This window comes from Amphritea atlantica (genome assembly GCF_024347255.1).
In the GTDB taxonomy this organism is placed as follows: domain Bacteria; phylum Pseudomonadota; class Gammaproteobacteria; order Pseudomonadales; family Balneatricaceae; genus Amphritea; species Amphritea atlantica.
In genome coordinates this window covers 2,883,490-2,896,029 of sequence record NZ_AP025284.1, presented here as the reverse complement: position 1 = coordinate 2,896,029, position 12,540 = coordinate 2,883,490, and the positions used below count along the sequence as shown (strand labels likewise).

General features: G+C 50.7%; 9 protein-coding genes and 1 tRNA gene. 6 read left to right on the top strand and 4 right to left on the bottom strand.

Going from position 1 to position 12,540, the window contains the following annotated elements; all coding sequences use genetic code 11:
- The first annotated feature begins 110 nt into the window (after positions 1-110).
- From OCU43_RS13440 to OCU43_RS13430, 3 genes are all read left to right on the top strand, one after another.
- A complete protein-coding gene (locus OCU43_RS13440) occupies positions 111-1,121 on the top strand; it encodes a response regulator (RefSeq protein ID WP_091356085.1) in 1,011 nt (336 codons plus the stop codon).
- The gene (locus OCU43_RS13435; RefSeq protein WP_091356083.1) at positions 1,118-2,086 is read left to right on the top strand and encodes a sensor domain-containing diguanylate cyclase; all 969 of its coding nucleotides are present in this window, start codon (positions 1,118-1,120) and stop codon (positions 2,084-2,086) included. Before OCU43_RS13440 ends, OCU43_RS13435 begins: the two co-directional genes overlap by 4 nt.
- A gap of 183 nt (positions 2,087-2,269) precedes the next feature.
- Positions 2,270-2,346 (top strand) — tRNA-Val (locus tag OCU43_RS13430).
- A 212-nt stretch (positions 2,347-2,558) separates the two neighbouring features.
- Here the strand turns inward: OCU43_RS13430 and OCU43_RS13425 are convergent.
- From OCU43_RS13425 to OCU43_RS13410, 4 genes are all read right to left on the bottom strand, one after another.
- Positions 2,559-3,746, bottom strand: a complete 1,188-nt coding sequence (locus OCU43_RS13425) for an FAD-dependent oxidoreductase (protein ID WP_091356080.1) — start codon at positions 3,744-3,746, stop codon at positions 2,559-2,561.
- A gap of 146 nt (positions 3,747-3,892) precedes the next feature.
- A complete protein-coding gene (locus OCU43_RS13420; RefSeq protein WP_091356077.1) occupies positions 3,893-5,086 on the bottom strand; it encodes an RDD family protein in 1,194 nt (397 codons plus the stop codon).
- On the bottom strand, positions 5,083-6,786 hold the full coding sequence (locus OCU43_RS13415) for a molecular chaperone HscC (protein ID WP_091356074.1): 1,704 nt from the start codon (positions 6,784-6,786) through the stop codon (positions 5,083-5,085). The genes OCU43_RS13420 and OCU43_RS13415 overlap by 4 nt, the downstream gene beginning before the upstream one ends.
- A gap of 136 nt (positions 6,787-6,922) precedes the next feature.
- Positions 6,923-7,555, bottom strand: a complete 633-nt coding sequence (locus tag OCU43_RS13410; RefSeq protein WP_091356071.1) for a MarC family protein — start codon at positions 7,553-7,555, stop codon at positions 6,923-6,925.
- 268 nt (positions 7,556-7,823) lie between these two features.
- Here OCU43_RS13410 and OCU43_RS13405 point away from each other — a divergent pair, with 268 nt between their 5' ends.
- The 3 genes from OCU43_RS13405 (at position 7,824) to OCU43_RS13395 (ending at position 12,485) form a co-directional block, all read left to right on the top strand.
- Positions 7,824-8,975: an iron-containing alcohol dehydrogenase gene (locus OCU43_RS13405; RefSeq protein WP_091356069.1), complete on the top strand. Its 1,152-nt coding sequence runs from the start codon at positions 7,824-7,826 to the stop codon at positions 8,973-8,975.
- 322 nt (positions 8,976-9,297) lie between these two features.
- Entirely contained in the window at positions 9,298-10,632 is a 1,335-nt protein-coding gene (locus tag OCU43_RS13400; RefSeq protein WP_091356066.1) for a ferredoxin reductase family protein, read from the top strand.
- 305 nt (positions 10,633-10,937) lie between these two features.
- Positions 10,938-12,485, top strand: a complete 1,548-nt coding sequence (locus OCU43_RS13395; RefSeq protein ID WP_091356063.1) for an SLC13 family permease — start codon at positions 10,938-10,940, stop codon at positions 12,483-12,485.
- Positions 12,486-12,540: the final 55 nt, after the last annotated feature.

Below are 12,540 nucleotides of genomic sequence, written 5' to 3'. Positions count from 1 at the left end.
TATTTAAAAAATAAAATTAAATTACCTATATAAATAGTAGTCATAATTGTGTTCCAGTTGAATATTCACTAGTCTCTACTACTATTCCCTGTTATTTCACAGGGTGAGGCATGCAGAAGAAAGAAATGGAGAAGGTAAGCGTCTTGAGTGATCCCGTCCCTATTGTCATATGCGATGATTCCCGTTTGGCGCGTAAGCAGATGGCTGCTGCTTTACATGGCTGGAATGCGGAAATTACTTTTGCCGAACTAGGCCAGCAAGCGCTGGATGCTGTTCGGGCTCAAAAAGGCGATATTCTGTTTCTGGATCTGAATATGCCGATCATGGATGGCTATCAGGTGCTGGAACAGATCCGCAAAGAGGACCTGCCAACCCTGGTGATTGTGGTGTCTGGCGATGTCCAGCCTGAGGCCAGAAAACGGGTGTTAGAGCTTGGGGCGCTGGAGTTTATTAAAAAGCCCTGTTCTCCCGAGATTATTGCCGATGTTCTCAACCGCTATGGGTTACTCACCGAGTTGGAACATCCTGATAATCAACTGCCCGGTGAAGAAGTCATTGAACTGCCGGATTACTATCAGGAAATTTCCAATATAGCGATGGGGCAGGCCGGGGCCATGCTCGCCAGCTTGCTGAATACGTTTGTCGATCTTCCGATTCCAAAGGTAACGCTGGTGTCTCCGGATGCCATTGACGCATTGCTGCTCTCGGCTTCCAGTGAGGGCTTTAACCTTGTCAGTCAGGGGTTTGTGGGACCTGATCTCGCAGGGGAAGCGTTACTGGTGATAAAGCGTAGTAATCTGGATAACATTACCTGGCTGAAGGACCTTCAGGGGGATGTGAACCGGCGCGAGGCTGAATTAGAGATGTTTCTTTCTAATGTCCTGATCGGTGCCTTTTCCTCCAGTTTTTCCAAGCAGCTGGATATCTCTTTAAGCAGAGCGACACCGATAATATTACGTAATTTTACAGGGATGACCGAGCAGAACGCCCAGTGGCAGAAGACGCTGATGATCTCTATCGATTATCAGTTGAATACTCAGGGTTTCCATTGTGAGCTTCTGGTGATTTTTACCGCAGACTCTCTGCCTAAATTAAAGGAAATGACGGGATATTTTTCATGACAGGAGAGATACTTCAGGAAATCGAAGACCTGCACTGGAATCTGGGGTTATTGCAGAACCTGGAAGTGGGGCTGGTTGTGGTTGACCGCGATAGTTATATCTGTATGTGGAATGGCTTTATGGAAAACCATTCCGGCATTTCCGCCAGCAAAGCGGTTAATCAGAACCTGTTCTCTCTTTATCCCGAACTGCCTGCGCTCTGGCTCAAGAAGAAGATTGAGGCGGTTCTGTTGCTTAACAATACTGCCTATATCTCCTGGGAGCAGAGGCCATATCTGTTTCCGTTTAAGAGTAACAGGCCGATTACGGGGAGTGCGTTTTATATGTATCAGAATGTCACTCTGCTGCCTTTAAGTTCGCCGTCCGGACAGGTTGACCATATCGGCATTCTGATCTACGACGTCACCGATAATGCGATAAGCCAGCAGAAACTGGAGGACGCGAATCAGCAGCTACAATCCCTGAGTCGGACCGATGGGCTGACGGGGTTGTATAATCGCGCCTACTGGCAGGAATGTCTGGAAAAAGAGTTTGATCGCTTTGCACGACTGCAGGAAACAAGCTCCGTTATCATGTTTGACATCGATCACTTTAAAAAAGTGAATGATACCTATGGTCATCAGGCCGGTGATCTGGTGATTCAGACAATTGCGCAGACTCTGCAGCAATATGTGCGTAAAACGGATATCACTGGCCGTTATGGTGGCGAAGAGTACGGTGCTATTCTTGTCGGTACCAGCGGAGCAAATGCGCTGGTGTTTGCTGAACGGTTACGTGCTGCCATAGAAGCCACTGTGATGCCCTATGGCGAGCATAAACTAGCGGTCACCATCAGTCTTGGTGTTTCAGAAATATCATTTGCGCAGGCCAGTGCTCTGGAATGGCTGGAACAGGCCGATCAGGCGCTTTATAAATCAAAGCAGAATGGTCGAAACCGGGTCACCCTCTTCGATAATGAGGGCTGATAAGGCGCCAATAGCATCTATTTTGTCAACATTTATACCGCCAGTAGCGGCGGATGATGGGCCGGCAGGTTGAAGGGATCGGCATTTTACTCAACATAGATGAAATAAAGGTTATAACGCGGAAAAAATTATTCAATAAACTATTGAATAGATTGGATGCAACCGTATAATACGCATCACTTCAGGACTATAGCTCAGTTGGTTAGAGCGCTACCTTGACATGGTAGAGGTCGGCGGTTCGAATCCGCCTAGTCCTACCAGATATAAAAGAAACCGCCTTCGGGCGGTTTTTTTGTGTCTGGATTGCGGCTGAAAACCGAAAATTCGGCTTGAGCTCAGCAAGACAGTATCGAAGCATGCGACCGTGGCCCAAAGGGGCAGTGCAGTTCTCTGAGGCAACACTTAGCCTGCTTTCTGCCGATGCTTAGACAATACCTGGCCAGGTTATCAGTCTTTCAATTTCCCACGCGTGTTAATCTGGTTGAAGCTTTCCCTCAACCCGCGTTAGCTTTAACTGAGCCGTATCAGCTATCGCGGTTCGTAAAGGTAAAACCCCCTGCAACTGATCAATCACCCGGGCGGCAGTGAGTCGGTAACCGGTGAGTTTTCCTCCCAGTATCGAGACAAGGCGTGGGTTCTTCGGATCATTGACCGAAATAACGGTTTCCCGGGGCCGGTTAAATGGCGAAGAGGAGGCCTTAGGCAAGACCCGCAGCCCTGCCCAGGCGTTCAACACCCTGGCATCATGATCGGGGAAGTAGTGCTGATAAATCGATTGCAGATAATTGATCGATGCCTGGCAGGGAATAAGCTTATCCGGATCGCCTGAGTAGGGCGTTTCGGTAGTGCCAATCAGGGTGCGATCTTTCCAGGGCAGGATAAAAACACCTCTGTGGTCGGTGGGTGATTCGACATAGCAAGCGGCCGTTAAACCGTTATCCGGACACTCTATATGGGTCCCTTCGATACACTCAAAAGCATAATCGGGCTGGGGAGGCGTAATCCGGTCGCCCATGTTGATACCCCATGCTCCCATAGCGTTAACGATGGCCAGGCATTTGATATTTTTGACAACGTCACCAACCTGATACCTAATCTTACAGTGGTCCTCGAAGATCTCCGCCGAGGTAAACCTGGCTGGACAGCAAAGCTCGGCACCAAGTTGACAGGCGGAGTACATCACCGCCCGGGTTAGTGCCGCATCATCGGTCTGGGCATCGGAATAGGAAAACACCGCTTTCAGTCCCCGGGTCTGCAACCCGGGCAGGTTACTCCACTCTGAGTGGGATAGGCAGGCTGATAAGGGAGCCGTTGAAAAACCAGTTAGCAGGTCATAGGTCCATAAACCAAGACGAACACTGAGGGGGCTGCGTGATGAGTTGTCATAGAGGGGGATATAGAAGGTTTTACGATGGATCAGATCGGGGGCCAGTTTCAGTAGCAGTTCCCGTTCCCTGAGGTTTTTGTGCACCAGATGGATCTGTCCACTTTCGAGGTAACGCAGTCCCCCATGGATCAGCTTGGTCGAACAGCTCGAGGTCCCCGCCGCCAGTGCGGTTTTCTCCAGTAACAGCACCCGGTAACCCGCTGCAGCCGCCGCCTGTGCCACTCCCACACCGTGGATGCCACCTCCGACTATGACCAGCTCAGTCTCTTCCATATGCCCCCCCGGTGACTGCTCGTTTTACTTATTGAGTATAGTCGCACCTTTCCTGGTAAAGTCTAACGGTAAGGAGCAAACATATTTGAGCCAGGGTTCCAGCAGCGCGGGGCCGCTGCTATCGCAAGATTGCTCCGAAGGGATTCTCAACGTTTAATGACTCTTGAGTAACTGAAACGGTCGTGCAACAGGCGCTGATCGCGGAAGAAGATGTTTATCCAGATCGTTATCTTGAATGCGATCAACGCCAGTATAAACATGGAAGAGCGCAGTGATGTGTGCAGGATACCGAGTCTCTTCCCCTGCTTACTAACCACTTTCATACCAAACAGAATTTTGCCCGGAGTCCCCTGCAAAGAAGACGACTCCATCACCGGGGCCAGTAGCAGATAGAACAAAACACCAACGATGCAGTCGAGTATCAGACCATCGCTGTCTGTACTGAGTATAGGCATACCCATTTTTCTCAATAGAACGGCAGCGAATACCATTAACAGCCAATCGAGAAACGTGGCGAGCAACCGCGAAAAATAATTGCAGGGAACCATCTCTCCAACATGCACTTCGGGCGCTGTCCATTTGAAAAGCGGCTCTTTGATTACAGCGATTGCCTGCATCACGGACTCAACCGCTTCAGGACCAAATTCATCTTCCAGCAGATCTCTGCGATCACCCCATTGAAACAGGTTATCCAGGAATATAAATACGTTGTTGCTAAGCATCGGCCTGGGTTGCATCCTGCTCAGGCAATCAGCAACTCTCTCAAAGGTATAGTTTGATAGTTCTGATTTGAACTGGATATCCAGCAACGCTTCCCTGTCGTTGAGGAACGCCCATGCCCCGATCTCGTTGAGGGTGTTATCGCTGGCTGTTATCGCATTAACGTTTTCCGTGATGTCGTGCCATTGTTGCTTTAAAAAGGCATGCTCTGCGTCCAGGTCAATCCTGGCAATATCTTCCAGTTCCTGTTGATAGGGTTGAACGTCGCGATAGTCCTGGAGAGAATGCTCTGATGGCTCTTCAGGGTCGTCTAAAACAAACTCAAAGTACTCTTCACTCTGGGGTTTTTCAGCGGCAGAAATACCCTTATCAATCACCTGAGTCTCAACCCTTTGAGTTTCAATCTCAGGTGGTTCTTCTACTCGTTGATGAACGACTTGTTTGTCTGCAGTAGCGGTGTTTTTGGCAAATTGGCACGCCTGTTTATAGGCTGCATGCAGACGCTTAAAACCTTCCGGATCTTCATCCGGTTTTGTAACCTTTAATTTGGCTGCATAGGCGCGTTTGATAACCTTCAGATCGGCTGTGCTATCGATATCAAGTATTTGCCAATAACTCATGAGAAAAGATTATCTTCTTCCAGACCATCGAGCATTTCACTGAACTGTGCAGTTACCTTCTTAATTTCAACTGGGTTTTGCTTTTCCAGCACCAGTTCAAAATGGGACAACAGATTGCTGATGTAATCGCGCTTGTCCCCCAGTGAACATTCATACAGACGCTCTGCCCGCGCAATTAAGACGCGGTTTTCTGCCTGCTCGCGCGGGTGAAATTTTAATTTAGCGAGCTTCTCTCTGGATTGTTCGATCTCTTTATCGGTTAATCCGCTGGCTGAATTGATAATAGTGGTGTGCTGGGTCAGGCCGGTTGAATTGACCGTTACATCAACGTCCAGTAAGCCATTCATGTCGTAGCTGTAGCGTACGTTAACAGACTCTTCTCCGGCTTTAGCAGGTGGCACTCTGACTTCAAGCTCACCGAGATTGACGTTGTTTTTAACCAGACGGCTTTCACCCTGATAGACATTGATAGAGACTATTTTCTGGTTGTCGCACACTGTATAAAGCGTGCGTTCAATGCTAACCGGTACGATTGAGTTGCGCTCAATAATCGGCATAAACAGGCCTCCCTGTTTATCATTTTTATCACCCTCATTGTGTATTTCTACACCCAGTGTATAAGGGGCAACATCGGTCAGAACCACATCATCCAGATCAGCGTGTTTCTCCTTCAGACCCGCCTGAATCCCTGCACCCATCGCCACCACCAGATCAGGGTCGATATTTGCTGCTGGCATTCGCCGGAACATGCGGGTAATCAGCGAACGGAAGGCAAACATCCGGGTTGCACCACCGACCAGTACGACTTCGTCAATTTCAGCTGGGCTGACCCCTGCATCTCGTAAAGTACGCTCTATGGGGAGTTGTATACGGTGAAGCAGAGGGTGAACGATACGATCAAACTCTTCACGGCTCAGTCTGAAAGGCTGTAGCTGCGATTTCACCGCCTGCTCAATGACAATTTCGCGTTCAGAGCTTAATTTTCGTTTGGCGCCTTCCATGGCAGCATAGACGCGTTGCAATTCATTAGCGGTCAGCGAGCGTTTAGCTATTCCGGTTTTTTCGAAGTAATGATTAACCAGCATCTCCAGAAAATCTTCTCCCCCAAGGCGATTATCTCCTGAAGACGCGTGTACCTCGATCACACCATCGAAGTACTCCACCAATGAGACATCAAAGGTTCCGCCACCCAGGTCGAGGATAAGGAATTGCACGCCATCGCGCTTATCATGCAAGCCGTAAACCATCGCCGCTGCGGTGGGTTCATTGATCAGCCGATCTACATTGAGTCCCGCCAGTTCAGCGGCCAGCTTGGTTGCTTTGCGCTGAACGTCATTGAAATAAGCGGGGACACTGATCACTGCCTGGGTAATCGTCTCCCCAAGATAGGCTTCGGCATCTTCTTTCAAACTGCGTAATATTAATGAGGATAGTTCTGCTGCCGTAAAACTTCGTTTGCCCAGATCAATCGTGTAATCAGTACCCATGTAGCGTTTAAACACCGCAACTGTACTTGCGGGGTGGCTGATCAGACGATGACTGGCCGACAGACCGACAAGAATCTCACCCTGCTGGTCTATGCCTATGACTGAAGGCGTAAGAAACTCATTTAACTGATTGGGAATAAGCGTCGTTTTACCATCTTTCCATATTGCACAAGCGCTGTTGGTTGTGCCCAAATCGATCCCGAGGATTGTCATTGTTCCATCTTCTTTAGTTTTTCAACGGCCTATATTCTAACTAATTTAAGTGCGATGTCTTCATATATTCTACAGTTGGCTAATCGTGTCAACGCGTCACATCAGGCGGCGCAAGTCATCTTCGTTGGCCTTTTATCTAACCCGCTATTGCACCTCTGATCCCCTCAATCAGCATCTGTACCCCGATCACCGCCAGAATAAGTCCCATCAGCCGGGAGATAACCTTGATCGCATTCTGGCCTAAATATAGTGCCAGCCACTGCCCACCTATAAAGGCGATGAAGGTCAGGCAGCACATCGCAGCAAACGCGATCAATACCCGGGAGATCTCTCCTACCGTGGATTGCGCGGCAAAATTCATCGCGGTGGCAATGGTTCCGGGACCGGCAAGAATCGGGATGCCCAGGGGGGTTATTGAAATATCCACCGATGAATCGACGCTTTTTTCATTATCACTGCTGCTGGGGGTGTGGATACTGGAGTGTTCTCCCTGCAGCATGTGATAGCCAATTAACGCGATCATGATGCCGCCGGCGATTCTGAAGGCGGGTAGGGTAATGCCAAACATTGTAAAGATCTGGCGCCCGCCGATGGCAAAGAGCGCAACGATCAGAAACGCCACAATCACTGAACGCAGCGCAATTAAACGGCGAGTACGGTTATCAAAGTCATCCGTCAGGCCAATAAACAGTGAGGAGTTGGCAACAGGGTTCATAATGGCAAAAAAGGCCATAAAAACGGTTAGAAAATGCACCGTTGTATTGTCCATTCTGATATGTGTCCTTTTAACAATAGCTACGATTTACCAGAGTGTATGGCAGATTGGATGTTGATTGTAACAATATCGTCGGCAGCAAATAACCATCTGGTGATTTTGTCTTATGTCGGCCGGGTGGAAAATTAATGGTAAATCAATGGCTCAGATCAACATGCGCCGGAGGGTCCTCGGATATAGTGGCCGTCAAAAATAAGAAAGTCACCGGGTCGTCAGTCAGTATCGACAGACCGATTCTTATATTTTTATCGAGGCTAAGATTATGACAACACAAGCGTTTTTTGTACCTAATGTATCGCTGATGGGGGCTGGATGTTTTAACACTCTGCCGGAGCGTGTAAAGATGCTCGGTGGTAGCAAGCCGCTGGTGGTGGCAGATAAGGGGATGACCTCTCTGGGGTATACTGCCCGCCTGACGGAACTGCTGGGCAGCGAGGGGATCCCGAGTGTCGTTTATGACGATACCGTGCCAAACCCGACCGATGATAACGTTGCTGAGGGCCTTGCCGTTTATCTTGAGCAGGGTTGCGATATGCTGATCTCTCTGGGCGGCGGCAGTGCGCACGACTGTTGCAAAGGGATCGGCCTGGTTGCATCCAGTGGCGGTTCAATCCATGACTATGAAGGGGTGGATCAGGCAAAGGCTCCGCTGCCGCCCTATATTGCGGTGAACACCACTGCGGGAACCGCCAGCGAGATGACCCGCTTTACCATCATCACCAATACCTCCAATCACGTTAAAATGGCGATTGTTGACTGGCGGGTTACTCCGGATGTCGCCATCAATGATCCTGAGCTGATGGTTGATATGCCGCCAGCGCTGACCGCGGCAACCGGAATGGATGCCCTGACCCATGCCGTTGAAGCTTATGTTTCCACAGCGGCTACACCGATTACTGATGCCTGTGCCCTGCAGGCGATCCGTCTGATCGGACAATACCTGCGTAAAGCGGTTTCCCGGGGCGATGATATGGTTGCCCGGGATAAGATGGCCTATGCCGAATATCTGGCGGGGATGGCGTTTAACAATGCCAGCCTGGGGTATGTGCATGCGATGGCGCATCAGTTGGGAGGTTTCTACAACCTGCCGCACGGTGTGTGTAACGCTTTGCTGTTGCCCCATGTCTGCCGGGTCAATATGATCGCCGCGACTGAGCGGTTTGCCGATATTGCCGATGCTCTGGGTGAAGTCACTGAAGGTTTGTCTGAACGTGATGCTGCCTTGCTGGCGATCGATGCGATTGAAACACTGGGCCATGATGTGGGCATTCCGCTTACGCTGTCTGAGCTCGGAGTTAAAGAGGAGGATATTGAAACCATGGTGGCAAATGCGCAGAAAGATGTCTGCCGCCTGACTAACCCCCGCACCCTGAAGGATGCAGAAGTTGCCGCGATCTATCGTGCTGCACTATAGGTATTCGGGGCTTTAATCGTTTTTAGTCGCTGACCCGCAAGTCATCCGTCAGCAGCATAAACGCCGGAGCGTAAAGCTCCGGTGTTTTACTTCGCAAATCTTTACACAACATTACATTAACGGGTCTTCATCCTACATAGTCATAGCCGATAGAATAGACTGTGAGCAGAGTTGTTGTGGATGATTAAAATAACCCATTTTTAATGACTTCCCGATAATATACTGTCCTGCTCACCGGAAGATTCCGGGTGAAGAGGCCGCTGTGCATCTGCCAAATGACAAAAGATGGAATTTTTGATTACACCCCAAAAGGATACCCATAATGAAACCGATTAAGACCCTCTTTGCCCTGTTATTGGTATTACTGACAGGCGTGTGGCTGATTGCTGATACACTGATTCCGGAGCCGTTCAGTTACTTTGCTTTTCGCGCTGTATTCGTACAGTACACGGGTGTCATCGCAATCGGGGTGATGAGTATGGCGATGTTGCTGGCGCTTCGCCTTAAATGGCTGGAACGTTATCTGGACGGTCTGGACAAGAGTTACCGCCTGCACAAATGGTTAGGTATTACGGCACTGGTGGCGTCTGTGGTTCACTGGTGGATGGCACAGGGGAGTAAGTGGATGGTTGGCTGGGGCTGGCTGGATAAGCCTGTCCGGGGTCACCGACCTGAGGAAACCCTTGGACTTATTGAGGGACTGTTGCGTAGCCAGCGGGGCTTTGCTGAATCGGTGGGGGAGTGGGCGTTTTATGCGGCAGCGGTGCTGATGGTTCTGGCACTGATTAAACGTTTTCCCTATCACCTGTTCGTAAAAACCCATCAACTGATCTCTATTGCCTATCTGGTTCTGGCATACCACTCTGTTGTGCTGCTTAAGTCTGAATACTGGTTGCAGCCGGTGGGTATACTGATGGCGGCAATGCTGGCCGGTGGTTCAGTCGCCGCAGTTCTGGCATTGACCGGACGCATTGGTAAAGGGCGAAAAGTGACGGGACGGATTGATCATCTCAGCCACTATGATGGCCTGCGAGTGCTTGAGAGTGAGGTCGTGCTTGACGAAGGCTGGCAGGGGCATGCTGCCGGACAGTTCGCTTTTGTAACCTCAAATCCCCAGGAGGGAGCACATCCCTACACCATTGCTTCGGCCTGGAACCCTGCTGACCGACGCATCGTTTTTATTACCAAAGCACTGGGAGACCATACCGGTCGTTTAAGGGATCAGCTGAAAACCGGTATGCCGGTCACTGTTGAGGGGCCTTATGGCTGCTTTGATTTTAAAGAGGATCAACCACGTCAGATCTGGATTGGTGCAGGCATCGGTATTACCCCCTTTATCGCCCGGATGAAAGAGTTGGCGAAGATACCCGGAGATAAACCGATTGATCTGTTTCATCCGACCGCAGATTTTGATCAGCGTGCAGTCGACAAACTGACTGCGGATGCGGCAGCAGCCGGAGTGACTCTGCACTTGCTGGTCAGTGGCAAAGAGGGGCGTCTGGACTGTAACCGAATTTGTAGCACAATACCTCAATGGAACGCTGCAAGTGTCTGGTTCTGTGGCCCTGCGGCGTTTGGTCAGTCACTGCGTAAAGCGTTTATCGCGAAGGGAATGGCCGCCAGACACTTTCATCAGGAGCTGTTTCAGATGCGCTGACCCGGCTGCTTTTCCCCCTGACCAGCGGGCGGGGGCTGCGTTTGCCGCTGCTGCCGGTTGAGCAGGGTCAGCGAAGTGGCGGATAAACGTTATTATCTTACGCTTTAAGGTTTACTCCCGACAGACTCTTGATTATCCTGCAACCGCCTGAAGTCTCCTCAGGCCCATTAATCTCATTTTGTCCTGAATGATTATTTTTACCGGGAACTACTGAACGCATCTGTTCTTTTCATTAACCCGGCCTAAGCTTACAGACAGTGTAAAAACCTGTTAAATACGTCTGCCACTCAGCGAGATACAACCCGATGACAAACGATGACAAGAGCGTCCATGCTCATGATGAAGATTTTCTATCCCCCGGTGATCGCCGCGATCCTGATTATAAGGATCGCGCAGAACCCGAAGGGTCGCCGGTAACCGGCCTGCGATTGGCTGGCCTGCTGGGCGGGCCGGTTGTGGCGGGGATAATTCTGATGATCTCAGCCCCTGCCGGTATGCCCCCGGAGGCCTGGCGTCTGGTAGCAATGGCTTCCTGGATGGTGATCTGGTGGTTGAGTGAGGCGGTGCCTATTCCTGCCACGGCTCTGTTGCCTATCGTGCTGATGCCGTTGCTTGAGATCGATAAGATTAAACCGGTAGCGGCTAATTATGGCCATCCTCTGATCTTCCTGTTTCTCGGTGGGTTTCTGCTGGCGGCAGCGATGCAGCATGTGGGGTTACACCGGCGTATCGCATTGCAAATTGTCAGCCGGGTGGGGACATCCCCTGCCAGAATCATTCTTGGCTTTATGCTGGCAACAGCCTTTCTGTCGATGTGGATCTCTAACACTGCCACCACAATCATGATGTTCGCAGTGGGACTGTCGGTGATCGACTTTGTTGCCAAGCAGACAGAGGATAAGGCTGTGGTGCGAAATTTCGGTGTTGCCCTGATGCTGGCGATCGCTTATAGCGCTTCGATTGGTGGCGTGGGTACATTGATCGGTACACCGCCGAATGCACTGCTGGCGAGCTTTCTGCAAAGCAACTACAACATCGAGATCAGTTTTTTCAACTGGATGCTGCTCGGTGTGCCCGTCGTTGTCATTATGTTGCCGATCACCTGGTTGCTGCTGACGCGACTGTTGTTCCCCTCTCATCAGATTGCGATTGATGATCCGAGTGTTGTCGTGCAGCGGGAACTGGCTGCGCTGGGAATCATGTCCCGGGGTGAAAAACTGGTTGCAGTTGTGTTCCTGAGCGCTGCTATAGGCTGGATTTTCCGTAAATTTATTGTTGATCTGACCGGCTTGCCGCTGGATGACACCATGATTGCACTGCTGGCTGCGCTGATCTTGTTTGCCGTGCCGATCTCCCGTACGAAAGGGGAGTTTGCACTTGACTGGGAAGCCGCGCGCAACGTCCCCTGGGGGGTACTGTTGCTGTTCGGCGGTGGTCTGGCGCTGGCAGGGGGCTTTAAAGGGACTGGTCTGGCGGAGTGGATCGGTAACGCTGTTGCTGGTGTTGATGTCAGTACTCTGGTGCTGATACTGCTGGTGACCGTGGCTATCGTCTATCTTACCGAGATCACTTCAAACACTGCCTCAACGGCGACTTTCCTGCCGATACTGGCGGCGGTGGCTGTCGGTCTGGGGTTAGACCCGGTATTGCTCTGCGTACCGGTGGCGCTGGGGGCTTCGATGGCGTTTATGATGCCGGTTGCCACGCCGCCCAATGCGATAGTGTTCTCCTATGAGCTGATGGAGTTGCGGGATATGGTACGTGCCGGTTTTCTGCTGAATCTGGTCGCTATCGCCGTCGCTTTCGGGCTCTTCATTCTGCTGGCCAATCTGGTTTTCGGCGTCAATATCTGATCTCTGTCCCGGCCTGTATTCCCCGCAGGCCGGTGTTTCTCCTCTCGCTGTACTC